The following is a 24427-nucleotide window of genomic DNA, read 5'->3' on the forward strand; positions in this document are numbered from 1 at the left end:
GCACGGCTAAGCAAGCGCCAAGTGATTAAAAATGCGGCAGCGCTGGGCAGGTGCCATTGTTTTGCCGCAAGGCTGACATTTCACCTTTTATCTCAAACCGTTAGGTGATCACGTCAGATTTCGCACCGTCGTCATCTTTTGTTCGCTAAATGGGAACGGAAGGGATAGACGACGCATTGTTTCGCGACACATAAACCGGTACGTGTCAAAAAATGGTGCGGCGCACAATACCGACATTGAGCACGGACAAGAGTTTGGCGGAGTAGCTGAAGTGTCACTTCTGCAGATCTACTTTAGAGCGCTGAGTTATCTGGCTGCGGACAAGAAGCGCGTCGCGCTGATCTGCGGCGCCAACGTCGCGCTTGCCGCGATCGCCATTCTCGAGCCGATCCTTTTGGGCCGGGTGATCGGCGCCATTTCCGAAAAAGGTCCGGTGTTTTCGACGCTCGCCGTCTGGGCCGCTCTCGGTGTCTTCAATGTCATAGCTTTCGTGCTGGTGTCGCGCGGCGCCGACCGCTTCGCCCATGCCCGGCGTTCGGAAGTGCTGTGCCAGTCCTTCGAGCGCGTCATCACCATGCCGCTCGCTTGGCATCACCAGCGCGGCACGTCCAATTCGCTGCACACGCTGCTGCGCGCCGTCGAAACCCTGTTCAGCCTGTGGCTCGAATTCATGCGCGTGCATCTCTCGACGGCCATTGCGCTGGTGCTGCTGGTGCCGACCGCGCTTTCCATGGACATCCGCATGTCCATCGTGCTGCTGGGCCTCGGCGTGCTTTACGTCGGAATCGGCCGTATCGTCATGCGCCGTACCAAGTCGGGGCAGACCGCCGTCGAGCGCCACTACCACACCGTCTTTGCCCATGTGACCGACAGCGTCAGCAACGTCGCCGTGCTGCAGAGCTATAACCGCATCGGCCATGAGACCGCGACGCTGAAGCGCTACGTCAAGGACCTGCTCGACGCGCAGAACCCGGTGCTCGACTGGTGGGCTATCGCCAATGCGCTGAACCGCCTGTCGTCGACCATCTCGATGATGATCGTGCTCTCGATTGGGGCTTATCTCGTCACCCGTGGCCAGCTCCGTGTCGGAGACGTCGTCGCCTTCACCGGCTTTGCCGGAATGCTGATCGCCCGTCTCGACCAGATGTCGGCCTTCACGACGCAGATTTCCGAGGCCCGCGCCAAGCTCGAGGATTTCTATCGCCTCGAGGACTCGGCCGCCGAAACCGCCGAGCCGGACGGCCTGCGCGAGTTGACCAACGTCACCGGCCGTGTGCGCTTCGAGGACGTCAGCTTCGAGTTCGCGAATTCGGGCCATGGTATCGAGAATGTCTCCTTCGAGGTGCCGGCCGGCAAGACCGTCGCCATCGTCGGCCCGACCGGCGCCGGCAAGACGACGCTTATCAACCTGCTGCAGCGCGTGTTCACGCCGTCCAGCGGCCGCATCCTGATCGACGGCATCGACACTCGCACGGTGACCCGCAAGTCGCTGCGCCACTCGATCGCCACCGTCTTCCAGGACGCCGGCCTGCTCAACCGCTCGATCGAGGATAACATCCGGGTCGGCCGCGCCGATGCGAGCAATGACGAGGTGCACGCCGCCGCCAATGCCGCCGCCGCACAGGACTTCATCCTGGCCAAGAGCAGCGGCTACGACACCGTCGTCGGCGAGCGCGGCGGCCAGCTCTCCGGCGGCGAGCGCCAGCGCATCGCCATCGCCCGCGCCGTGCTGAAGGATGCGCCGATCCTGGTGCTCGACGAGGCGACCAGCGCGCTCGACGTCGAGACCGAGGACCGAGTCAAGGAAGCGATCGACGAACTGCGCCGCAACCGCACGACCTTCATCATCGCCCACCGCCTGACCACCGTGCGCGACGCCGACTTGGTCGTCTTCATGGACAAGGGCAAGGTGGTCGAATACGGCGGCTTCACCGAGCTGTCGCTGCGCAACGGCCGCTTCGCAGCCCTGCTGCGCGCCGGCGGCCTGCTCAACGACGAGGAGGTCCGTCGCCTCAGCCGTCCGGTGACGGAAGCGGCGTAAGCTTTCTTCCCTGTGGGACAAGGTGTCGCCGCAGGCGACAGATGAAGGTGTTCCAGGAAGATCAGCGTCTCACTCCGTCGCGCACCCTATCCGTCTCGGCGCTCGCGCGCCGATCCACCTTCTCTCACAAGGGGAGAAGGAGAGAGTGCGACAACCGTCCGATTGCCCCTGATGCATCGCCGGTCTATTTAGATCGGCATGAGCGACACCACCTCACGCCTCGCCGGCTGGATCGATCTCGCCAACCCGACGCGCTTCGTCGGGCTGGCCGACAAGGTTATTCCGTGGCTCGCGGCGACCGCGGCGATACTGCTCGGCGTCGGCCTCTATATGAGCTTCACCGCGCCGGAGGATTTCCAGCAGGGCATCACGGTGCGCATCATGTACATCCACGTGCCTTTCGCCTGGCTTGCGATGATGTGCTACACCATCATGGCGATCTCGGCGCTCGGCACGCTGGTCTGGCGCCACCCGCTGGCCGACGTGGCGCTGAAGGCAGCGGCTCCGATCGGCGCCACCTTCACCGCGCTCGCGCTGATCACCGGCTCGATCTGGGGCAAGCCGATGTGGGGCACCTGGTGGGTGTGGGACGCTCGGCTGACCTCGGTCTTCGTGCTTTTCCTCATGTACCTTGGGATTATCGCGCTGACCCGCGCACTGGACGACGCCGGCCGCGCCGCCTGGGCCGCCGCCATCATCACGCTGGTCGGCTTCATCAACATCCCGATCATCAAATTCTCGGTCGATTGGTGGAACACGCTGCACCAGCCGGCCTCGGTCTTCCGCCTCGGCGGCCCGACCATCGACCCTTCGATGCTGTGGCCGCTCGCCGTGATGGCGCTTGGCTTCACCGTGCTGTTCTTCGCGCTGCACCTGATGGCGATCCGCACGGAGATTTTCAGGCGCCGCGTGATCGCGATGCGCAGGGTTGCGGCGCGGCAGGCGGAACGGCAGTAGATTTTCGGACCAATAGCGGTCTGTCGCGTTCCTTCTCGCCCCCTCTGTCCTGCCGGACATCTCCCCCACAAGGATGGTGCGATTGCTTTCGGCAACTTTCAGCGTTTGGAGGAGGGCGCGACGCCCGAGCCGCCAATCTCCCCCCAAAGTGGGGGAGATGTCCGGCAGGACACGGGGGGCGCTGTCCCGCCAGCCTAGACGAACTTAAAACATCTGCGTGCGTCTCAGGATCCTCAAGCCATCTTCCCCCGCGCCGCCACTGGCAGCGTTTCCAGCACCTTGTCGCCGTCGATCAGATGGACCTGGTCGAACAAATTCGTCACCACGCAGCAATGATCGGGAACCACGCGCACGCGCTCGCCAATGCGCAGGGCGGCGCCGTCTGAAAGCGTGACGTTGCCGTGCTCCTCGCTCAATCCAGTCACTCGCGCGCCGGGTACGCCGAGCAGCTCGCCGAAATCCGGCAGTCCTAGCGTATCGGAGGACAGAGCCTTGCTGCCGCTGTCGAGGATGGCGCGGGAGGGCGTCGGGTGGCTGACCACGGTGGCCAGCACCGTCAGCGCGCAATTGTCGAGCGTGCCGACGCCTTTGGCGACCTGGTAGCGGTCGAGATAGATGTAGGTGCCGGGCCTATATTCGGTGACGACGCTGTCCTCGCCCGAGCGCCACATGTCCGGCGTGCCTCCGCTGGAGATGCGCCGGCATTCGAGCCCGGCCGCCGCAAGCGTCTCGCGCGCGTTCCGCAGCCACGCCTCGGCTTCGGCGGCGCGGCCCGCCGCCGGATAAGTCATCAGCCCGCCGAAGGTCAGGCCCTTGGCCTGGTCGATCACTTTCGCCAGTGCAACCGCTTCGGCCGGGCTCTGCACGCCGCAGCGGCCCATGCCGGTGTCGCATTCGACCAGCACCGGCAGCGGGTGGCCGGTATCGGTGAAGGTCGCGGCTAGCCCTGCCAGCGTTTCGTGGCTGTCCGCGGTGACCGACAGCGCGACGCGGCCATGCAGTGCCTTCAGCCGCTCCAGCTTGGCGCGGCCGAGAATGTTGTAGGGCAGGAAAATGTCCTCAAGCCCGGCATCGGCCATCACCTCGGCCTCGCCGATCTTCTGGCAGGTTATGCCGACCGCGCCAGCCGCGACCTGCTTCTTCGCCCAGTAGGGCAGCTTGTGCGTCTTGATATGCGGGCGGAGCTTCAGCCCGTGGCGGTCGGCATGCGCCTGCGCCTTTGCGATGTTGGCTTCGGCGCGGGCCGCGTCGATCAGGATCGCCGGCGTGTCGAGATCGTCTATGCTTGCCATGAAGATCACCGTTCAAAAGCATGTCTCCCGAAAGTGGGAACCGGTTTCGGGAAAGACATGCGCAATCAAAAACCCGTTGGGGTTATGGGCTTGATCGGGCCGGATGTCACGGGGCCAGAGCCGTCAGTTTGCGTCGACAGCGGACCGGCATTGCGATATTCGGGTTGGCAGATTTCAGCAGGCAGCGGCCGGAAGGAAAACGACCATGAAGCGCTCCAAAATCAACGACATCATCCGCGAAGCCGACGCCTTCATCCGCTCGTTCGGCTACATCATGCCGCCCTTCGCCTACTGGTCGCCGGAAGAGATGAAGGCGCACAAGGCGGACTCTTCGGCCATTTTCAGCTCGCGTCTCGGCTGGGACATCACCGACTACGGCCAGGAGAAGTTCGATGAGCTTGGTCTCTTCCTTTTTACCGTCCGCAACGGCCGCTACGCGGACATGAAGCTCGGCATGGGCATGCTCTACGCCGAGAAGATCATGATCTCGCGCAAGGACCAGCTGTCGCCCATGCACCGCCACAACATCAAGGCCGAGGACATCATCAACCGCGGCGGCGGCAAGCTGGTGCTGGAACTGTTCATGCACGACCGCGACGGCGGCATCGACCCGAAGGCCGAAGTGTCGGTGCCGGTCGACGGCACCATCACCAGATTGCCCGCCGGCGGGCTCCTGAAGCTCGACCCGGGCCAGAGCGTGACGCTGCTGCCGGGCGTCTGGCACGCCTTCTGGGCCGAGGGCAAGGACGTGCTGATCGGCGAGGTCTCGACCGTCAATGACGACCTCACCGACAACGTCTTCCGCGATCCGATCGGCCGCTTCTCCAACATCGAGGAGGATGTGGCGCCGGTTCACCTTCTGGTGTCGGATTATGAAAAATGGGTGGGGTAGGGCGAGGGCCTAGTCGTCCCAATTTCGCTGCTGAAAGAAGGTCCAGATACTGATAGTGCTGTCGTCCCGGTCGCTCGTGCTGTGCAGCGTGAGGACAATATCCACGGTGGGCGGCGCTTTGATCATGGCTGTGATCACGCGCGTCCCGTCGTCGGGTACGATGCCTATGCCCCATTTCATTTCCCAATTTCCTCCGGCCTGCTGCAGTCGGGGAGTGGAATCTTCGAACTGCTCCCTCATCGACGCATCGTTTGCAAACGGTTCACCGGTGAGTTTTGCAAAAACCTCCCACGACTCGGCAACTGCTGCCTGAATGGCGCTTTCTATTCTGGCGCTCTCGGCTTGGCTGATTATTTCAGACATACTGAGAGCTCCAATCTACCGCGCGTACTTGTCCGCCTTCCGATTGCCCAGCAGCAGCTTGCGCTCCAGGTGCGCGCGCAGCTCGCCGTAATAGGCGGTGAGGAATGCCCGTGAATCGACCGGCTCGACCCTGGCGCCGATCTTGCGGCCTATCGTTTCCGCCACCGCTTTCATCGCGAAATAGTCGTCGCGGCGCAGCACTTCCTCCAGCTTGTGCAGCTCGGCGATGCCATAGGCGTCGAGCTGCGCGGCGCTGAACTGGAAGCGGGTCGCGACCGGATCCTTGCGCAGCGACAGATCCTCGAGCAGCGCCACCTTCGGCGCCTCGACCACCCAGGTTCCGGCGAGCAGGTCGCCAATCCGCAGCCGGTCGCGGTTGAAGAGCGGGAATAAGGAGAACAGCAGCGCCCACACCAGGCCGAAGATGGTCGACAGCGTGTCGGCGACGCCGGCGCTGCCGCGCGCCGCCAGGATCGACAGCGGCAGGAACACCTCGATCTCGCGCATCAGGTTGCGCGCGATGACCTGGTCGAGGCTGAGGCCGGCGCCGCTGCGCGAAGCGACGCGGACGCCGACCATCCGCTTGCCGGGCGTCGCCGCCCGCCGGCCCGCCTCGAAGGCGATGAAATAGACGTTGCGCAGCAGGAAGATGAAAATGATCCAGACGATGAAGAGCGGTTCGGCGTCCTTCACGCCGAGCCCGCCCAGGCCGAAGATCGCGACAAGGCTGACCGCGACGGCGGCGACGACGATGATCACCACATCGAGCAGGAATCCGGAAGCCCGCGTCCCGGCATCCGCCAGCTTGACGCGCAGGTCCACGCCCTCCGGCGTGACCAGCGGGCGCACCAGCGCGGCGGGATTCCTAGCCGTTGCCATGCCGCACCATCCGGAACAGGTAGAAATAAGAAATCCAGAACGCCAGCATGCCGCCGCCGATCGAATAGCGGGCGATATCGCTTGTGATCGTCTGCCGGCCGATGCCTTCGAGCAGGCCGGCAAACAGCAACATCACGACGACGCCGACCATCGCGGTCGCCGCCACGCGGCCCGCGCGTGAGGCCGCGGCCATGCGCGTCAGCTCGCCGGGAAAGGCGATGCTGGTGCCGATTCGCATGCCGGCCGCGCCCGCGATGGCGATGGCAAAAAGCTCCGTCGTGCCGTGGATCGACAGCCAGCCGCCGAGCTCGAAACCGAGCCCCTTGGCGGCATAGATCTGGAAGATGGCGCCGAGCATGCAGCCGTTCATCAGGATGATCAGCACGCTGGGCACCGCGAAGGCGAAGCCGAGCGCGAAGGCCAGGATCGACACCTGCGTGTTGTGGGTGAAGAGATAAGCGGCGAAGCCCGAGAGAAAGTGGTCGCCGCCGCCATAGAGCACGCTGCGCAGCATCTCGGCCGACGAATCCGGATTGCGCCCGCCGGCGAGGCTCGGCGCGATGATGGCGTCGTACCAGCGCTTGTCGGAGGCGACCAGCCAGTATCCGGCAGCGGCACCGATCACCGTCAGGGCGACCGACGCCCACACCTCGCGCCACAGGTCGCGGATCGCCGCCGGCCAGTCGTGCAGGAAGAAGTCGCCGATGCGCGTTCTCAAGGATCGCCGCGCGCCATAGAGGTAAAAATAGCCGCGCAGGCAGAGCGCTTCGAGATAGGCGATGAGCGCGCTGTCGAGCGAAGTGGCGCGTGCCACCGAAAGCGAGGACAGCGCCGAGCGGTAGAGAAGGGGCAGTGACAGCAGCTCGTCTTCCGACAGCGCGCGCGGCGCGCGCTTCTCGACGCGGGCAAGCAGCGCCTCGAACGCCTTCCAGTCGGCCTCGCGCTCCTGGCGGAAGCTTGCCAGCGACTGACGGACGGCATCGGTGCCGGCGGGCAGCGTCATAAGAGGTTTTCCTCCTTGAGCTGGATATAGCGCTCGACCAGGGCGGGGCCGAGCCGCTGGTGGTCGGCCTCGATGACATGCGCGCCGAGCAGCCGGAGCCTGCCGATCACGACCTGCCGCTGTCTGAGCAGGTCGCCGGCGGTGACCGCGCGGGCCACGTCCTCCGGGACGGTAGGCGCCATATCGGCCAAGGCCTCCAGCTCGACATCCTTCATGAGCATGAACAGCACCAGATGCCGCTCGGTCAGCCGCCCGACGGTGCGCAGCATCAGCTCGGCGCTGATCGGGTCGACGAAATCGGTGAAGACGATGACCAGCGAGCGCCGGTCGAGCTTCGCGGCGAGCGTCGTCAGCGCCAGGGTGAAATTGGTCTCCTCGGTCGAATAGTCGATCTCGGCGGCGCGCTTCTGGATCATGGTGAAGCTCGGCGAGCCGCGCACGGCGCCGCTGGAAACGCGCGGCCTGGCGTCGAAGGAAAACAGGCTGACGAGGTCGCCGCCCTTGAGCGCAATGAAGGCGGACAACAGCGCCGCCGTCACGGCACGGTCGACCTTCGGCACGCCCTCGACCGGCTCGCACATCAGCCGCCCGCTGTCGATGGCCAAGACGATGTTGTTGTTCTCTTCGATGCGGAATTCGCGGGCAAGCAATTTGCCGTGGCGGGCGCTGCGCTTCCAGTCGATCATGCGCCGGCCCATGCCGGGCTGGTAGTCCTTGAGCGCCTCGAACTCGCGGCCCTGGCCGGCGCGCTTCTGGGCATGGCCGTCGGCAAGAGCGGAGCGCTGCAGCAGCGTGATCGCCTCGTCGCGCGCGCGGCTGACATCGGGCAGCACCGCTATCTTGCGCTCCACCGGCAGCACGGCCTGGTTCCAGACCAGCCCGAACGGTCCTTGCCAGCGCAGCCACAGCCGATCGAAGCTGGCGAAGCCGCGCCGAATGGCGTCGAATTCGAGATCGAGCGTGCCGCCATTCGCCGGCAGCGTGCCGCCCGTGCCGTTGACCGGCGCCAGCCGCTGGTCATGCCCGACGCGCGCCTGCAGCCGGCGCATTCGCGCCCCGAGACCGGCCGCGATGTGCAGCGTGAAACGTCCGCCGACGCCGACCTGCGGCGGTGCGGTGAGCGTGGCGCTGAGCGACGCGCGTCCGCGCCCGGCCGCCGCGTCGACCGCCAGGAAGGCAAGCAAAGCGCAAATCCAGAGCAGCCCGAGATACCAGACATGCGGCAGCGCGAGCGCGATCAGGAAGGCGGGAATCGCTCCCGCCGCCGCCGCCCATACCGCTCTGCCGCTCGGATAGATCAACGCGGCGCTTCCGTCTGGTTGACCAGGTCGGACACGATCTGCTCGACCAGCCGTCCGTCGATCTGCGCCGCCGGCGAGAGGATGACGCGGTGGCGCAGCGCCGGCACGGCTAAAGCCTTGACGTCGTCGGGGATGACATAGTTGCGGCCGTCGAGCGCCGCCCGGGCTCGCGCCGCGCGCGCCAGCATGGCGCCGGCGCGAGGACTGGCGCCGACCTCCAGATCCGGGCTTTCGCGCGTGCCGCGGACAAGGGCCGCGATGTAGCCGACGACGTCGTCGACCAGCGTGACGGCGCCCACTGTGGCAAGCGCCGCCTCCAGCGTCTTGCGGTCGGTCTGCGCCTTGATGCCGTATTGCTCGATATTGTGCGAGGCGGAGCCGCCGCCGTGGTGGATGATGATGGCACGTTCTTCCTGCGCGTCCGGATAGCTGACCCGGTGCTTGAACAGGAAGCGGTCGAGCTGGGCCTCGGGGAGCGGATAGACGCCTTGATGCTCGATCGGGTTCTGCGTCGCCACCACCATGAAATTCTTGCCGAGCGAATGGGTCGTGCCGTCGAATGTGACAGCGTGCTCCTGCATGGCTTCGAGCAGTGCAGCCTGCGTCTTCGGCGGCGTGCGGTTGATCTCGTCGGCAAGCAGCAGATCGCAGAAAATCGGGCCGCGCGTCAGCGTGAACTGGCCGGTCTGGAAATTGTAGATGTTGGCGCCGACGATGTCGCCGGGCATCAGGTCGGGCGTGAACTGGATGCGCCCATAGGCGACGCCGAGCGCCTGCGCGAAGCAGCGCGCGGTCATGGTCTTTGCGGTACCGGGCGGACCTTCGAGCAATATATGGCCGCCGGCGAACAGCGCCGTCAGCATCAGATCGACCGTGTCGCGCTGCCCGGTGATCGCTTTAGCCACCTCTTCCCTGATCGCGCTCGCCAGGGCTTTCACTTCATCGACGTTCACCGAGCCTCCTTGCCGTCCAGTCATGCAGCTCTTCCGCTGCTTCATGCATTGCGGCCAATGTTTTGGAACCGTTCGCAGCCTTGAACCGTGCGGTGAAGCCGTTCGCCTCATTTTTGTCGCGGGAATCCAGCCAGCGGTCCAGCGCTTCACCCTGCAGCCCGTGCGGCGCGCCAAGCAGCGCGGCGGCGCGCTGGCGCATCAGCGCGGCATAGCGGTCGCCGAGTTCCTGCAGCCGTCCTGCCCGCTTCAGGAGCATTGCCGTGGTGTCGACCAGCGCCTGCTTGCCGAAGGCGATGGCGCGACCCTCGGTGCGTGGCGGCCCGAAGCGGCCGAGCCCGTGCAGGAAGGCGAGGGCAGCCGCCACCAGCACCGACAGCGTCAGCGCCAGGAAGGGCGGTTCGACCAGGAGCTTGCCGAGATCGTAGTTCTGGCCGATGCCGTGAAGCGTCAGGTCGAACATAACCGCGCCCTTGGCGGGCTCCAGCATGGCGATCATGTCGAGCGCCGCTGCCGCCTTTTGCGGATCCTTCAGCGCCGCGTTGTTGATGAGATCGGGATCGGTCAGGATGTAGAAGGGTTCGCTGTCGAGTTCGGTGAGAACAGCCTTGCCGTCACCCGCCGCAATCAGCGGATGATTGTCGGCTACCCATTGCAACTCCTCGGGCACGGCGATCTTGCGCCCCTCTACATCGATCCGATCGACCGATGGCTTGCCGTCGCCGAGCTTGGCCTTGGCGAGGCGACCGAGCCAGTCGTTGACCGCCGTTGCGGGCAGCCGCTCGACTTTCGTCTCCCAGCCCTCCTGGCCCGGCTGCGGAAAGGTGACCCATTTGGGCAGCACGAAAAGCGTGTGCTTGCCCAAGCGGAGCTTGATGATGCGCTGAAGCGCCGCCGGGTCGCTGTTGGGCGCGATGGTGACGATCAGCAGGAATGTGGATGCCAGGGGAGATTGCAGATCCTTCTCCCCGCGCGCCATGGGCGGCGCCTGCCCGTTGGTGAGCTTCAGCCATTCCACGAGCCCGGCATAGCCGGTGCCGCCCTTGGAGAGCGGTGTTGCGCCGCCCTCGGGCTGACGAAAGTCCGGAGCGTAGGTCGAGAGCAGGAAGAATCCGGCGGCCGCGAGCAGGCTGGCGAAGATGCCCCGGAACAGCGTCCTGCGGCTGAACGGCTCTTGTGCCTCTGTCGCCTCCGCGCTCATGCCCAGGCATCCCGGAAGGCAAAGCGCTCATAGGCGCCGCGCGCCTGCTGCCAGCCCTCGGCGCCGACCGGCCGGCGAGCGAACAAGGCAGCCTCGACGATGCGCGCGATCTCACTGAAGGCAGCGCGGGGGCGGGACGGGATGGAACCTGCGGCGGCGATGTCGCGCGCGGTCAGCGACGGGCGCAGGAAGTCGGGCAGGCGGCTGGCGATGTCGGCAACGCTGCGCCGGAGCAGCAGATGCACCGCCTCGTCATAGTCGCCGCGCGCGGCGAGCGCATCGGCTTCGGAGAGCAGGATCTGAGCCGCGCCGGCATCCGGGCGCCATTCCTCCTGCGCCTCCGCCTCCTTGCTCACGCGCCGCCACGGCAGCCGCCAGGCGATGCCCTTCGCCTCGAGCACGAGCAGGAACACGATGATTGCGACGCCGATGATCACCGCGCCCCAGAACAGATAGATCATGTAAGGGCCTAGCTTTGCCAGGGCTTCCAGAAAAGGCTTCAGCCATTCCGGCGGCTCCGGCCGCACCAGCCCCGGCAGGTCAAACTGGATCGAATCGTCAGCCAGCAGCTGCTTGTGCATCTTGGCCAGCCATTCGGCGTCCGCTGTGGCAGGCTGTGCCGCTGTCACCAACTCGCTCCCCTGCTACCCACGGGTTCGACACTGGCAATACCGCAGGACAATTGCAAGTGATTGGACGCGTCTCGTCAATACTGGCAGATTTGCTTTGGGGCGATAGGCTGGCGTGGAGCGGCCAAGCAGGGGAGGGCGTCATGACTTCAGCCGCGTTGGTACGGCAGGAGAAGTATCAGATCGGCCGAGTGTTCAACAACACTTTCTCCGTGATCGGTCGTAATATTGTACTCTGCGTTGGTCTTGCGGCGCTGTTTTCAGGACTACCGCAACTGGTCACCCAGCTCGTGCGTCTAAATTCCCATCCTGGAAATCCGGCCAATTTCGCCAAGGCTATCACGAACTACAAGCTCGGCTTCATCATTGGAACTGCGGTCATTGTAATACTTTATCTCGCCTTTGCGGTTCTGTTGCAGTCGAGCCTCGTCCGGGTGGCGATCGAGGACATGAACGGCAAGAAGCCGACTTTCGGCGATTCCATCGCAACAGCGATCCGCTTCCTGTTGCCCATGGTCGCCATAGGTCTGCTTGTAGCGCTCGGTGTGGGCGCGGCCTCGATTGCCTTGCTGGTGCCCGGAATCATCCTCGGGCTCGGCTGGTCGGTGGCAATACCGGTGCTCATTCAGGAGCGCTTGGGCGTCTTCGGCTCGATGTCGCGCAGCCGCGCCCTGACCAAAGGCAGCCGCTGGGCTCTGTTTGGCCTTTTCGTGATCCTGGTCATCATGGGGCTTGTGATGCAATCCATCACCGGAGTGGTCGTTTATCTATTCCATGGCATCGTCGCCGCCGTCGTGGCCGCCATGGTCCAGAGCATCGGCTCGATGGTGGGTTCCGTCGCAGCCGCGGTCAGCTATGTCGAACTGCGCCAGGTCAAGGAAGGCACTGGCGTCGATGAACTGGCGGAGATATTCTCGTAGTCTGGGATGCTGGCGAGGCCGGCCGAAGTGCTGGTGAGCGGCAGCCCCCGCTGAGAGCCTGCCTGTCCTGCAAAATCGCCTTCCTGGCCTCAAATCAGAGCGCGACCGTGAGCTTTTGCTGCAGTCGGCGGTTCTGGCTGACACCGGGAATACCCGAAACAATTGCAAGTCCACTGGACGGGGCCCGCCGTTCTTGGCAGATTTACTTTGAAGTTGCCGAATTGGATTCGGCAGCGGCTCGGGGGAAAGCTATCATGACCACTGCGACATTGGGACGACCAGGCAGATTCGAAATCGGCAGGGTGTTCAACAGCACTTTTGCCGTCATCACGCGCAACATAGGACTCTGCGTCGGGCTGGGGCTTTTGTTTGCCGGCCTGCCGACGCTGCTCATCAGGTTATGGACCCAACCGCAGATGGAAGCGGTGATGAATGGCGATCCGAGTGCCATGGCGGATCCGAACGCGATGCTGCGCAACTCCTATCTCAGCATCCTCGCGGGATTGATTTCCTTCGTCTTCACGCTGCTGCTCCAGTCGTCGCTGGTGCGGGCAACGATCGAGGATCTGAACGGAAGGCGGCCATCCTTCGGCGACAGCGTGCAGATTGCCATCCGCTTCCTGTTGCCGACGCTCGCGATCGGCCTGCTCGTCGGCATCGGCTCAGCGCTTGCGATGATCGCGCTGATCGTTCCCGGCATCATCCTGTGGCTCGGCTGGTCGATGTCGGTTCCCGTTCTCATCCAGGAGCGGTTGGGCGTATTCGGCTCGATGTCGCGCAGCCGAGCACTGACCAAAGGCAATCGCTGGTCGCTGTTCGGCCTCTTCCTCGTCCTGGTCATCATCGCGATGGTCATCCAGTGGGGGATCCTGGTGGTGCTGCTCCTCTTCGGCGGGATCCTCGCCGAACTGGGAGCCGCCGTGGTGCAGGCCGTCGTTTCGATGGTGCTCTCCGTCGCCACCGCGGTCAGCTATGTCGAACTGCGCCAAGTCAAGGAAGGCACCAGCGTCGACGAATTGGCGAAAATCTTCTCTTAGCAACGGCCGGGCCGCCTTCCACTTTGAGGGCGGCCGTACGCTGTCTCAGCGACAACAGCAGTGGTCTGCCCGCACGCTCGTGCGGCAGAGGCATGACGAAGTGATCGGCACGTCCGCCTTGGTCAGCGCCAAAGCAAGTTTCGCCTGCAAGCCCGGCAGCTCCTCGCTCTCGCGGCGCCGCTTCAGGCATTCGACCAGCCCGTGCTGCGCCCAGACATTGTCCGGAAGCTGGGCGCAGCGCTGCACGGCGCCGCTCAGGCCCAGATCGTCGCGATCGGTCCTGGGAGGAATCAGGACTCGAGCCAAACCGTCTCGAAATGCTGCTCGAGCGCCTGGTGCTGCTCGCAGCCATGCACGCCCTTGCGGTAGGTGCGGTAGACCGAGCGCCAGTAGGGCTGGATGATAATGCCGGAGTCGCGCAAATTCTGCTCGATCTTGGCCATGATCCCCTTGCGCTGGGCGGCATCCGGGGTCGCAAGTGCTTTATCGAGAAGCTCGTCGAACTCCTTGTTCGAATAAGCGCTTTCGTTCCAGGCCGCGCCCGATTTATAGGCCAGCGCCAGCACCTGGACGCCGAGCGGACGGCCGAGCCATTCGGTGCAGGAGTAGGGGAACTTGCTCCAGTCGTTCCAGAAGGTGGCGGCCGGCAGCACGGTGCGCTTGATCTTGAGGCCGGCCTCGCGGATCTGGGCGGCGATCGCGTCGGCGGTGCTCTTTTGCCATTCGATGTCGACCGAGATCAGCTCGTATTCGTGCTCGGCCTTGCCGGATTCGGCCAACAGCTTCTTCGCCGCGTCGACATCGCGCTTGGCCGGGCCGATATCGGCGAATTCGGGATGCATCGGTCCGACATGGTGGTTATCGGCGGGCTTGCCCCTGCCGTCGAGGCCGAGCTTCAGCACGGCCGCATTGTCGACGGCAAGCTGGGCGGCACGGCGCACCTTGACGTCGTCATAGGGCGCGTTGCCGACATTGAAGCGCGCGACGATGGTCGAGCCGGTCGCGATCTCGGAATTTTCGAGCCCCATCTGCTCGGTCTGCGACACGGCGTCCGAGGCGGTCTCGTGGTCGGTGTCGATCTCGCCGGATTCGAAGGCCGACAGCATGGCGTTGGGATCGGAGCCGTAGTCGACCCACTTGATGCCGTCGAGATAGAACTCGCCCTTCCACCAAGGCTTGTCCTTGCGCTTCACCTCCGCACCGGTCTCGGCGTCCCAACTCACCAGCTCGCACGGGCCGGTGGTGATGGCCAAAGCCTTCTTCGGATCGGCATCGCCTTCATAGGAGCGGTGCATGATCAGCGCCGGATAGTCGGCCATGCCGGCGATCAGCGAGATGTCGGGCTTTGGCAGGTTGAGCTTGACGGTGTAGTCGTCGACTTTCTGGATGCCGCCGTCGACCGGCTTCTTGGTGTCGGCGTTGACCAGCGCGCCCATGCGCGCGGCGACCGAATTGCCGGCGACCGAGGCATCGCACCAGCGGTTGAGGTTGTGGATCACGTCGTCGGCGTTGAAAGTGTCGCCGTTCGACCAGGTGATGCCTTTGCGCACGTGAAGCGTGATCGTCTTGGCGTCGTCGCTGGTCTCCCAGTGTTCGAGCAGCCAGGGCTCGAAGGTGAAGTCGGTTTTCCAGCGCACCAGATATTCGTTGCAATGGCGCGCCACATTCGACATCTCGACGCCATCGAAAGTGCGCGGATCCTTGAAGCCCTTCACGTTCATGGCGACGCGCAGGACCCCGCCGCGCTTCGGCTCCTCGGCCCGAGCGGGCGAGGGAGTAAGGCCGCCCAGCGCCAGCGCGCCGGCGGCGCTGACGCCCAAGCCGGCCATAAGCGCCAGATACTCGCGCCGGCTGATCGCGCCCTTCTTGAAATCACCCGCGGTCGGCTTTGCCCGCGGGTGCAGTTTTCTGTCGGTCAGCATGAATTTCATTGTCGTTCCCTCTATTGTTGGTGCAGGTCGCCCGCGCGGCGGCTTTTGGCGGCAACGACCTGCACGAAACCCAGGGGCGCCCCCCTGCCGTCAGGCGCGGAGGCGGATACGGCCGCTGGGCGCCGTTGCCTGCGAGGGAATAATAGGTCCGCTTTCCGCGACGAAATGTTTGGTTTTCCGCAATTCTTGTGCGCTGTTCCGCAGGCTAAAGTTGGCTGACGCGCATAATTGCTGCGCCTTGCCGGGCGGCTGGGTCTCCGGTCTTCGCGGTCAGAGCTCTGCGTAAAGTTGCGCCGCATTCTCGAAGGTGAAGCGCAGCGGCACCGATCCCTCGACCTGCCACACGCTCACCGTGTCGCCTGCCATCAGCCGGCAAGCGTCGAGCGTGTTGGTCACGGCGCCGCCATAGAGGCGGTTGGCGAGGTTGAGGATGCCGGTCTGGTGCATGGCGCTGCTGCCGCTGCCGCAGGCATCCTTGACCAGGAGCACGCGAAAACCGTGCGCCACCGCGTCCTTCACCGTGGCGTCGATGCAGGCTTCGGTCCACACGCCGGCAATCACCAGCCATTCGATGCCGGCTGCTTCGAGCTTGTCGCCAAAATCGTTCTTGCCGAAGACGCTGGCTTCCTGCTTGACCAGAGTGGCTTCGCCGTTTTGCGGCGCCACTTCATGGCAGATCGCCGTCAGCGGATCGTCCTTGTCGGAGAAGGCCGACTTGCCGCTCTCGTCGAGCGGATGGAACGGCCGCGCCTCGGCGAGGTCGACGATATAGGCCCAATGATAGAGCGGCACGAAATTGCGCCGCGCCGCCTCCTGCAGGCGTTCGACGTTGGCGAGGATGTCGGCAAAGCCCTCGACCAGATAGCGTTTGTCCTTGCGATGCTCCTCCTGGAGATCGATGAACACCGCGGCCACCGTGCCGCGCCGGATGGAAATGGGGGATTTCATGCGGATGCTCTCGAAGGGGTGCGGCGGCGCGTCGGAATGTGCCGCAGCGTATCAGCTTCGTCATTCCAGCGCGAAGCAGCCGCGAAGCGGCGTCGCGAAGACCCTGGAATCCATTCCGTTACCTTGACCGAAGAGTGCGGCCCAACAGAATTCTGCACCGTTGCGGCGCTCGGACGTAACGGAATGGATCCTAGGGTCTGCGCCGCGTCGCTTCGCACCTTGCTTCGCCCGAGGATGACGACGACATGAGTGCTGCGGCCAATCTCGAACGCCTGCGACAACGTATGGGCGGCGCCAACAGAGCGTATCGGCATCAAACCGCTCATTCCAGAAACTCATCCTCATAAGGAAACCGCGAAAGCAGCTCGGTCCCCGTTTCGGTAATGAGAATCTCGTCCTCCAGCTTGACGCCCTCGCGGCCGCCTTTCTCGCCGATATAGCTTTCGACGCTCACCACCATGCCCGGCACGATCATGCCGTCGCGGCCGTACGTCTCGTAATCCATCGCGTGGGCGATGAAGGGCGTCTCGCCATGCATGCCGACGCCGTGCATGACCGAGGTATAGCGCTGGTCGACGAAGCGGTCCGGGATTTTCCAGGCCCTCTCGGCGATCTCGCGGAAGGCCATGCCGGGTTTCACGATGGAAATGTTGTGCTGCACCTGGTCGTGCGCCATGCGGTAGAGCGATTTCTGGTAGGGCGTCGGCTTGCCCGGGCCGCAGCGGAAGGTGCGCGAGAAGTCGGAATAATAGCCGTAGCAGCCGATGGTGTCGGTATCGAGCGCGACCAGCTCGCCCGGTCTGATCTTGCGGCCGCTCGCCTCGTTGAACCACGGATTGGTGCGCTGTCCTGAAGTCAGCAGCCGGGTCTCGATGAACTCGCCGCCTTGGCGGATCACCTCGTGATACATAATGGCGAAGAGCTCGTTTTCGGAAACGCCGGGCTTGATCGCCTCGCGCACGGCGGCCACCGCGGCTTCGGCTCCAGCCATGGAGGCCTGCAGGCATTTCACCTCCTCTAGCGTCTTCACCGCACGCACGGCAAGAATCTCGCCCTGGCAGTCCTTCACCTCGCAGCCGCGCTTTTCCAGGGCGAGCGCCTGCAGATGGCTGCAGCGGTCGAGGCCGAGCTTCATCGAGCCGCCGCCATGCTTCTTGAGCAACTCGGTGATCTCGTCGGCGAACGGACCCGCCGTCTCGTCGTCGCGGCCGGAGACGGAGGACCAGACGAGCTTGGAAGGACGCGCCTCGTCGATCGTGTCGAGCACCATCGAGACATGGTAGCTCTGCGGATATTCGAACAGCACGATCGGCCCTTCGGTCGGGATGAAGAAGTAGCGGGTCGAATTGCGCAGGAAATAGCCGAACATGTTGCGCGAGCCGGTGGCGTAGCGCTGGTTATAGGGGTCGAACAGCACCACGCCGCCATAGCCCGCCTCGCGCATCCAGGCGCGCAGTTTGGCGAGGCGCCCCTTGCGCAGTGCGTCCGCATCGATGAAGGAGGGCTCGGTGTCGGAGAGCCACATGCCGCCGGCGGGATCGGCCGCGGCCGGATGGCGCATGCGGTCCTTGAAGTCCACATCCTCGGTGCTGTCTGGATCGAAAACGACGATGCTCATGGGTGCCTGGCCTTGAGTAGGTTGTAAATGCCGACCATGGCGCAGGAGGGGAGAAGGTATTGTGCGGAAAGCCGCTCGTGCTGTGCCGGATGCCGCTGGCCGTGTGGAACTGCAACCGCTAAAATTCTGCTCGATGCCTCATCAGCTTTGAGACTTTGTGGTAAAGTCGCTGAATAATCTGGTATTGCGGACCACACCGTGGATTATCGAATAGCGCTTGGCCCCTTATACATCCTGCTTTTTTTCAGCTTCTGCCTTCTGGCCTATATTCAGCCGATTCTGCATTGGCTGGCCGACGATTTTGGCAACACAACCATGCTCGCATGTCTGGCGGCATATTTCGGCATTATCGTCGGATTGGTTTGGGCTATCAACAAAATCAACAAAGCATTCCCGACATTGGACCTTCCGCCTTCTTCCAATCGCCAAGGGGTGATCTGGGATGTCGCGGCGACCTATGAAGAGGCAAGGCCCAACGTCGCCGCCGAGAAATCGCCGCCTGTCAAAGTCCGGTCGGAAACTGGCAAACCGGACGTTGAACTCTGATCCTACCGCCGCCGCATCGCCTTCGGCGCCTGCCCATGCTCCTCCTTGAAAGCCCGCGCGAAACTCGACATCGAAGCAAAACCGCACGCCAGCGCAACATCGCGCACCATCAGCGTCGAATGCGCCAGCAGATCGGCGGCGCGCTTCAGCCTGAGCCGCCGGTAATAGCCGTTCGGCGAGATATCCAGCTCGGCGCGGAAATTGCGCTCGAGCTTGTCGGGCGAGACCCCAAGCCGCTGAGCCAGCTCCGCCATGCCGAGCCGTTCCTCGACCGCGTCCTCCATGATGGCGATCGCCGACAGCACCAGCTCGTTCTGCACCCCGGTGCGCAGGCGCAGCGGCATCAGCTTGCGGTCGACGCTCGACCGCAGGGGAGAGTGCACGAACCATTCCGCGACACCAGCGGCAAGCTCGGCGCCGTAGTCGCGCGTGATGATCTCCAGCATCATGTCGAGGCTGCCGACGCCGCCGGCCGAGGTAAAACGCTTGCGGTCTATGACGAAGAGATCGCGCCTGAGCTCGATGTCGGGAAACGCCTCGGTGAAAGCGGCCTGGCTGGTCCAGTGCAAGGTGCAGGCATGGCCGTCGAGCAGGCCGGCGCGGGCGAGGAAGAACGCCGCATCCGCCACCGCGCCGATATGCGCGCCACCGCGCAGGCTTTTGCGGATCCAGCTCATCGCCTCGTCGGCCACGACATGGTCGGCATCGCCGCCCGAGCAGACGACGATGCGATCGACCTTCGGTGCGTTGGCGGCCGAGAAGCCGGGCTGGATGACGACGCCGTTGGAGGCTTCGACCGTGCCCTGATCCGCGCCGACGATCACCCATCGGTAGCAGTCGCGCTTCGCAAGAATGTTGGCGCCGCGCAGCGGCTCGATGACAGAAGAAAACGCCATCATCGGAAAGCCGGGAAAGACCAGCACCGCAAAGGTGAGCGGGGTCTCGCCTGCCTCCGGCTGCGCGCGGTCGCGTTTTCGGTTGGCGAGAATGGCGCTCACGACTTGTGTATTTCCCGCGCGCAGCATTGGTGGCAGATAAGGCCAAACTGTAGCGGGCGCTTCAGCGCCTTAGCAACGGAGAAACGACCAGGATGTTTGCGGCAACGGCCCTCGACACGAGCAACAAGCCGGCCTTCTACGATGAGCTGGCCAGGCAATTGAAAGCGCTGCTGGAAGGCGAGCGAGACTCGATCGCCAACGCCGCCAACACCTCGGCGCTCATCTACCAGATGGTGCCCGACCTCAACTGGGCGGGTTTCTATTTCCTTCAATCCGACGAAGAGCTGGTGCTCGGCCCCTTCCAGGGCAAGCCGGCCTGCGTGCGCATAACGGTCGGCAAGGGCGTCTGCGGCACGGCGGTCGATCTCGATATGTCGATGCTGATCAAGGACGTGCACGATTTTCCCGGCCACATCGCCTGCGATGCCGACTCGCGCTCGGAACTGGTCGTGCTCTTGCGCGACGACGAAGGCATCTTCGGCGTGCTCGATCTCGACAGCCCGCTGCCAGGCCGCTTCGACAAGGAAGACCAGGCCGGCATCGAGAAGCTTGCCGCGATCTATGTGGCCGCCAGTTCCTTTGAGGACTGAACTCTTAGCGGACTGCGGTACGGCTCCGCCGCTGGCTCAACGACCCTGTCTTGCGTTGCCATACGCGCATCGTTATCTCTGGCGGAATATGACGCTCGCCAAGCGCGCCGAAGGGAGAAGATATGTCGCACAATCTGCAGTTCTATATCGAAGGCGTGTGGGTCGATCCGGTGGTGCCGAACAATTTCGACGTCATCGATCCGTCGAACGAAGACGCCTTCGCGCAGATCTCGCTGGGCACCAAGGCCGATGTCGACAAGGCGGTCGCTGCCGCCAGGCGCGCCTTCGCCACTTTCGGCTTCAGTGAAGTCGAGGAGCGCCTCGACATCCTCAACCGCGTCATCGAGGTCTACAAGAAGCGCAGCAAGGACCTTGCGCTCGCCGTCTCGCGCGAGATGGGCGCGCCGCGCCAGATGGCGCTGGACAGCCAGGTCGGCGTCGGCCAGGCGCATCTGGAGAAGATGGCCGAGGTGCTGAAGACCTTCCAGTTTCGCCATGTCAAAGGCTCCTCGCTGATCGTCAAGGAGCCGATCGGCGTCGTCGGCCTGATCACGCCCTGGAACTGGCCGCTCAACCAGATCACCTGCAAGGGGGCATGATCGACAGCACCGGCCCGAAGATTTCTTCGCGCGCGATGCGCATGTCGTGCGTCACGTTGGCGAAGACGGTCGGGCGGACATAGTAGCCGCGGTTGAGCTCGGCCGGACGGCCGGGGCCGCCAGCGATCAGGGTCGCGCCTTCGTCGATGCCGCTCTGGATCAGGTCTTGAATCTTGTGGAACTGCAGCTGGCTTACCACCGGGCCGAGCTTCGTTCCCGGCGCGTCGGCCGGCCCGACGGTGAGTTTCTCCGCCGCTGTCCTGGCATAGCCGGCGGCCTCGTCATGCCGGTCGCGCGGCACGAACATGCGGGTCGGCGCGTTGCAGGACTGGCCGCTATTGCCAAAGCAGCCGGCCACGCCCTTGGTCACCGCCCTTTGAAGATCGACGTCGGGGAACAGGATGTTGGCGGATTTACCGCCGAGCTCCTGATGCACACGCTTCACCGTGTCGGCGGCCGCCTTGGCGACGAGGATGCCGGCCCGCGTCGAGCCGGTGAAGGACATCATGTCGACATCCGGATGGCTGGCCAAAGCCTGCCCGACAGTTGGGCCATCGCCGTTGACCAGGTTGAAGACGCCCTTCGGCACACCGGCCTCGTCCATGATCTCTGCGAAGATGATGGCGTCGAGCGGCGCGATCTCCGACGGCTTCAGCACCATGGTGCAGCCGGCGGCGAGCGCCGGGCCGACCGACACGGTCGAGCAGGCGATCGAGCTGGCCAACGACACCGTCTTCGGCCTCGCCTCCTACATCCAGGCCAAGGACATCGAGAAGGCGCGCCAGGCCGCGGCCCGCATGCGCTCCGGCAACGTCTATATCAACTATCCGACGTGGGACGCCGGCCTGCCCTTCGGCGGCTACAAGCAGTCCGGCAACGGCCGCGAATATGCCGAATACGGTCTCGAGGATTTTCTGGAGATCAAGGGCATCGCGGGATACGCGGCGGCGGAGTAGGCGGAGGCAGAGGCCGGCGCAGGCAGATAGGGAAAGGGCGCGATCTCGGCTTTGCCATTTGCCATGAGCCGCTTGCCGCGACAGCCGATCAGCTCTTCCTCGCCGCCTTCTTACCCGCGCCTTGCCTCGATGATGCCCACCATGGCGCGGGTGAATTCAACCACGCTGTTTGCCGTGATGGCGGCATTATCGGGACTCTGGCCGATTTGCTCGGCTGCTCCGCAGCACGAGCGGCGGATGAGGTCGTAATGAGCAAGTCTTTCATCGTCCGGCAACGCCGCCAAATTCAAGGCTCGACGGTGAAGCATGCGCAACAGCTGCGCCAGCGCTGTTTCGACACTCATGCGTTTGGCTCCGCATCGGTCGAACGTCTCGGCACATAAAGTACCGGATCGTCGATCAGGGGGCGGTTCTCGTCCCCGATCCGGCAAGGCTGCGCCTTAGTCGTTAATACATCGTTGATCGCTAATATGATCGGTGAAGGCTTTGGGGCGGATTCCCGGATGCTATCGGATGCGGCGGAGGCAGATCATCCCCGCGCGGTACGGCTAACATCCTCGACATTTCAAAATCTAACGATCGGCAAAATGCACCAGTAAGGATGCTTGGTAAGGGTTGATTCAACCCTTGCTGGTATGTAAAAGGTGGCGGCTCCGGCCAGGGGTAGGGTTGCCTGAAAGCCGGAGCCGCCTGCGCGGCCGATGGGTAGTGTCCGCGCTGTCCCAGAATAGGACAGCGCGGTCTACGATTCGTTAATTCGCTAATATATCGTCGTATGGGAAGCTCGCGGACAGCGATGCCGGCAAACGACATATCCCAAGCAATTGAATTCTCACACGAAGTTCTAGCTGCAAATCTGGATTCGAACCAGGACCGGCGGAGTTAATAGTCCGCTGGTCTGCCCGTTCCTATCACCAGCAAACGCTGCCAGCTCCCAGATAAGATTCACCATGTCTTTGGCCTTGTTTTCGGGGGGCGTTGGGATCGAGTAGGGATGGTGATGGGGTCGACAGACCGGCCCGGCCGTCATCCTGAATGATGATTGCATCGATGCAGTTCGTCGCCCAATGCTCAAGCCCTTTGCCATGGTTAACGAGTCATGGGCCGGCGGGACCTTCATAAAGACTTTGCTAATATTAGAAAGAAGACAAGCCGTTCAGCGGAACAAGCCTCGCTGAACGCAGTTCGGTGCGACGTGGCGTCGGCTATTGCCGTCGCGTTGGGAGACAGCAGCGCAAGCGAACCCGACAGGAAGCCAAGCCTTCGCAAGGCCTCTCGCGAGCTGCCAAGAAATGAGTGGAACATCACCCCTAGGTGCGCAATGACTACCTCCAAACACATTTCAACGTTCGACCTCGATCAGTTGCGAGAAGCCTTCAAGCAATTGACTCGCGAGCAAGGCATCACAGCCGAAGAACGGGACGTATACGCCCAGCTTTTCCTGAAGCAGACCTGCGCCCCAGTTTTTCCGCTCGGGCCTGAACGGCGGCCGATTCAGGCTTGGAGTTAGCTTGGCGGCTGGTGTGCCGCATCGACGGTTGCGGGTCCACGGCAGCTTCCCGCAAAGTCCGGCGACACACTTGCGCCAAGCCAGGCTTGTCCGTCGAGATCATGGCCCGAACGCCGCTGCAGCTCTGCGATGGATCACCAGATGGTGGGCCGGGGGGCCCCAACTGATCTGGACGCCCTATGAAGCGGCGCTAAATCAAGCCGATGCGGGTTGCGTTCAGTATATTTACTTTTCTTTTTTGCACCGCCTCTCTTCAGGCCCAGGAGTGGCAGCCGTTTGGGGTCCGGCAACTGGGCTTCACATTCGATGTTCCGCCTGGTTTCGTCCTCACCCAGCATTCGGATCAGGGTGCTGCATTCCAAGGCGAACAAGACGCGTTTCTTGCCGTGTGGGGCGCCAGACTTGGAAGAGCCAGCTTTCGGGCCGAGATCGAGCATCGCATGCTGGAAGACGAAAAGGCCGGCTGGAAGTTGACGTACCGGCGCCTGACATCGACCTGGGCCAGCTATTCAGGGATCAACAACGGCGAGATCCGATATGTTCGCGCCATCAGGGTCTGTGATGACCGCGCCGCGCTTTTCACGATCAACTACAGCAGATCGGAGAAAACGCCTTATGATCGGATCATTGTGCGAATGGTAAGATCCTTAAGGGCCGAAGGCTGCTAGCCTTAGGCCCAGGGTGGGTTTCGATCTGCATTGCCGGCATGCCCTGATGCTATTTTTTACGAGCGACACGCATTTCAATGATGCCCGCATCCTACGGATTGACCGGCGGCCTTTCGCATCGCTTGCCGAACATGACGAAGCGCTGATCTCTTTCTGGAACGAGACCGTCACGCCTGACGACGAGGTCTGGCATCTTGGCGACTTCGCGCGCCACGGCAAAGCAGGCGGGGAGGCACTTCTGTCGCGCCTCAATGGGCGCAAGAACCTGATCATCGGCAACAATGACCCGGACGAAACGACCGCCGCCGACGGATGGGCCAGTATTCAGCATTACGCGGAACTCAGGTTCAATGGGGTGCTTCTCATCCTGTGCCACTATCCGTTCCGCACCTGGAATCAGATGGGCAAGAAGTCGATCAATTTGCACGGTCACTCGCATGGGAAGCTTAAGCCGCTTCCACGCCAGTACGACGTTGGCGTAGATGCTTGGAACTTTCGGCCGGTCCCGCTTCCAGCATTGATCCAAAAAGGCGGTGCCCGGGCGCAAGCTTCGCTAGCTTAAAGTAGGTCAGCCGGCCAGCGAGAGCATCAGGGGCGG

Annotated in this window: 23 protein-coding genes and 3 pseudogenes; 11 read left to right on the forward strand and 15 right to left on the reverse strand. The window is 63.5% G+C overall.

What is annotated here, in order from left to right; translation table 11 throughout:
• Window positions 1–271 precede the first annotated feature (271 nt).
• Both A9K66_RS27220 and A9K66_RS27225 read left to right on the forward strand, forming a co-directional pair.
• The gene (locus tag A9K66_RS27220) at window positions 272–2041 is read left to right on the forward strand and encodes a glucan ABC transporter ATP-binding protein/ permease (protein WP_067000546.1); all 1770 of its coding nucleotides are present in this window, start codon (window positions 272–274) and stop codon (window positions 2039–2041) included.
• Between the two features lie 198 nt (window positions 2042–2239).
• Window positions 2240–2998, forward strand: coding sequence for a heme ABC transporter permease (locus A9K66_RS27225; protein ID WP_067000549.1), 759 nt, complete (start codon window positions 2240–2242; stop codon window positions 2996–2998).
• A gap of 233 nt (window positions 2999–3231) precedes the next feature.
• Here the strand turns inward: A9K66_RS27225 and A9K66_RS27230 are convergent, their stop codons facing one another.
• Window positions 3232–4290 (reverse strand): D-TA family PLP-dependent enzyme, encoded by a 1059-nt coding sequence (locus A9K66_RS27230; RefSeq protein WP_067330186.1) that lies wholly within the window; start codon window positions 4288–4290, stop codon window positions 3232–3234.
• A 205-nt stretch (window positions 4291–4495) separates the two neighbouring features.
• Here A9K66_RS27230 and A9K66_RS27235 point away from each other — a divergent pair, with 205 nt between their 5' ends.
• Window positions 4496–5182 carry a D-lyxose/D-mannose family sugar isomerase gene (locus A9K66_RS27235; RefSeq protein WP_067329872.1) on the forward strand — a complete coding sequence of 229 codons (687 nt, stop codon included), beginning with the start codon at window positions 4496–4498 and terminating at the stop codon, window positions 5180–5182.
• A 9-nt stretch (window positions 5183–5191) separates the two neighbouring features.
• On the opposite strand, the gene A9K66_RS27240 is transcribed toward A9K66_RS27235, so the two are convergent.
• Genes A9K66_RS27240 through A9K66_RS27270 form a run of 7 tightly spaced genes read right to left on the reverse strand, consistent with a single transcriptional unit; the run spans window position 5192 to window position 11508 of the window.
• Window positions 5192–5545: a hypothetical protein gene (locus A9K66_RS27240; protein WP_067329875.1), complete on the reverse strand. Its 354-nt coding sequence runs from the start codon at window positions 5543–5545 to the stop codon at window positions 5192–5194.
• Between the two features lie 15 nt (window positions 5546–5560).
• The gene (locus A9K66_RS27245; protein WP_067329877.1) at window positions 5561–6424 is read right to left on the reverse strand and encodes an RDD family protein; all 864 of its coding nucleotides are present in this window, start codon (window positions 6422–6424) and stop codon (window positions 5561–5563) included.
• Window positions 6411–7427, reverse strand: coding sequence for a stage II sporulation protein M (locus tag A9K66_RS27250; RefSeq protein ID WP_067329879.1), 1017 nt, complete (start codon window positions 7425–7427; stop codon window positions 6411–6413). Before A9K66_RS27250 ends, A9K66_RS27245 begins: the two co-directional genes overlap by 14 nt.
• On the reverse strand, window positions 7424–8728 hold the full coding sequence (locus A9K66_RS27255) for a DUF58 domain-containing protein (protein WP_067329882.1): 1305 nt from the start codon (window positions 8726–8728) through the stop codon (window positions 7424–7426). Before A9K66_RS27255 ends, A9K66_RS27250 begins: the two co-directional genes overlap by 4 nt.
• Entirely contained in the window at window positions 8725–9681 is a 957-nt protein-coding gene (locus tag A9K66_RS27260; protein WP_067329885.1) for a MoxR family ATPase, read from the reverse strand. Before A9K66_RS27260 ends, A9K66_RS27255 begins: the two co-directional genes overlap by 4 nt.
• Complete coding sequence (locus A9K66_RS27265; RefSeq protein ID WP_067329888.1) at window positions 9668–10879, reverse strand: hypothetical protein; 1212 nt, start codon at window positions 10877–10879, stop codon at window positions 9668–9670. The genes A9K66_RS27260 and A9K66_RS27265 overlap by 14 nt, the downstream gene beginning before the upstream one ends.
• Window positions 10876–11508, reverse strand: a complete 633-nt coding sequence (locus tag A9K66_RS27270) for a DUF4129 domain-containing protein (RefSeq protein ID WP_067330190.1) — start codon at window positions 11506–11508, stop codon at window positions 10876–10878. The genes A9K66_RS27265 and A9K66_RS27270 overlap by 4 nt, the downstream gene beginning before the upstream one ends.
• A 143-nt stretch (window positions 11509–11651) precedes the next feature.
• Between A9K66_RS27270 and A9K66_RS27275 the strand changes: the two genes are divergently transcribed.
• Together A9K66_RS27275 and A9K66_RS27280 are read left to right on the forward strand one after the other, a co-directional pair.
• Window positions 11652–12428: a hypothetical protein gene (locus A9K66_RS27275; protein ID WP_067329892.1), complete on the forward strand. Its 777-nt coding sequence runs from the start codon at window positions 11652–11654 to the stop codon at window positions 12426–12428.
• A gap of 254 nt (window positions 12429–12682) precedes the next feature.
• Window positions 12683–13465 carry a hypothetical protein gene (locus A9K66_RS27280; protein WP_067329895.1) on the forward strand — a complete coding sequence of 261 codons (783 nt, stop codon included), beginning with the start codon at window positions 12683–12685 and terminating at the stop codon, window positions 13463–13465.
• Between the two features lie 45 nt (window positions 13466–13510).
• Here the strand turns inward: A9K66_RS27280 and A9K66_RS27285 are convergent.
• From A9K66_RS27285 to A9K66_RS27300, 4 genes and pseudogenes are all read right to left on the reverse strand, one after another.
• Window positions 13511–13738 (reverse strand): annotated as a pseudogene (locus tag A9K66_RS27285) (hypothetical protein); the annotation flags it as partial.
• 17 nt (window positions 13739–13755) lie between these two features.
• Window positions 13756–15396: an ABC transporter substrate-binding protein gene (locus A9K66_RS27290; protein ID WP_067329900.1), complete on the reverse strand. Its 1641-nt coding sequence runs from the start codon at window positions 15394–15396 to the stop codon at window positions 13756–13758.
• A gap of 270 nt (window positions 15397–15666) precedes the next feature.
• Window positions 15667–16344 (reverse strand): isochorismatase family protein, encoded by a 678-nt coding sequence (locus A9K66_RS27295; RefSeq protein ID WP_067329902.1) that lies wholly within the window; start codon window positions 16342–16344, stop codon window positions 15667–15669.
• 322 nt (window positions 16345–16666) lie between these two features.
• On the reverse strand, window positions 16667–17962 hold the full coding sequence (locus A9K66_RS27300) for a Xaa-Pro peptidase family protein (RefSeq protein ID WP_067329905.1): 1296 nt from the start codon (window positions 17960–17962) through the stop codon (window positions 16667–16669).
• A gap of 198 nt (window positions 17963–18160) precedes the next feature.
• Here A9K66_RS27300 and A9K66_RS27305 point away from each other — a divergent pair, with 198 nt between their 5' ends.
• On the forward strand, window positions 18161–18508 hold the full coding sequence (locus A9K66_RS27305; protein ID WP_067329908.1) for a hypothetical protein: 348 nt from the start codon (window positions 18161–18163) through the stop codon (window positions 18506–18508).
• Window positions 18509–18510: 2 nt separating this feature from the next.
• Here A9K66_RS27305 and A9K66_RS27310 read toward each other — a convergent pair whose 3' ends face one another.
• The gene (locus A9K66_RS27310; protein ID WP_245307723.1) at window positions 18511–19407 is read right to left on the reverse strand and encodes a GlxA family transcriptional regulator; all 897 of its coding nucleotides are present in this window, start codon (window positions 19405–19407) and stop codon (window positions 18511–18513) included.
• Window positions 19408–19598: 191 nt separating this feature from the next.
• On the opposite strand from A9K66_RS27310, the gene A9K66_RS27315 reads away from it, so the two are divergent.
• Window positions 19599–20096, forward strand: a complete 498-nt coding sequence (locus A9K66_RS27315) for a GAF domain-containing protein (RefSeq protein ID WP_067329911.1) — start codon at window positions 19599–19601, stop codon at window positions 20094–20096.
• A 122-nt stretch (window positions 20097–20218) separates the two neighbouring features.
• Entirely contained in the window at window positions 20219–20695 is a 477-nt protein-coding gene (locus tag A9K66_RS29910; protein ID WP_082954108.1) for an aldehyde dehydrogenase family protein, read from the forward strand.
• Here A9K66_RS29910 and A9K66_RS27320 read toward each other — a convergent pair.
• A pseudogene (locus tag A9K66_RS27320) lies at window positions 20688–21386 on the reverse strand (aldehyde dehydrogenase family protein); the annotation flags it as partial. The gene A9K66_RS29910 and the pseudogene A9K66_RS27320 sit on opposite strands and share 8 nt — an antisense overlap.
• A gap of 1 nt (window position 21387) precedes the next feature.
• On the opposite strand from A9K66_RS27320, the pseudogene A9K66_RS27325 reads away from it, so the two are divergent.
• Window positions 21388–21651 (forward strand): annotated as a pseudogene (locus A9K66_RS27325) (aldehyde dehydrogenase family protein); the annotation flags it as partial.
• Between the two features lie 110 nt (window positions 21652–21761).
• Here A9K66_RS27325 and A9K66_RS27330 read toward each other — a convergent pair.
• Window positions 21762–21995: a hypothetical protein gene (locus A9K66_RS27330; protein WP_067329916.1), complete on the reverse strand. Its 234-nt coding sequence runs from the start codon at window positions 21993–21995 to the stop codon at window positions 21762–21764.
• Between the two features lie 1369 nt (window positions 21996–23364).
• On the opposite strand from A9K66_RS27330, the gene A9K66_RS27340 reads away from it, so the two are divergent.
• Both A9K66_RS27340 and A9K66_RS27345 read left to right on the forward strand, forming a co-directional pair.
• Window positions 23365–23829 (forward strand): hypothetical protein, encoded by a 465-nt coding sequence (locus tag A9K66_RS27340; RefSeq protein WP_067329922.1) that lies wholly within the window; start codon window positions 23365–23367, stop codon window positions 23827–23829.
• 46 nt (window positions 23830–23875) lie between these two features.
• Window positions 23876–24391 carry a metallophosphoesterase gene (locus tag A9K66_RS27345; protein WP_067329925.1) on the forward strand — a complete coding sequence of 172 codons (516 nt, stop codon included), beginning with the start codon at window positions 23876–23878 and terminating at the stop codon, window positions 24389–24391.
• Window positions 24392–24427 lie beyond the last annotated feature (36 nt).

The sequence above is a fragment of the Mesorhizobium sp. AA23 genome, assembly GCF_001672435.1.
Taxonomy (GTDB): domain Bacteria; phylum Pseudomonadota; class Alphaproteobacteria; order Rhizobiales; family Rhizobiaceae; genus Mesorhizobium.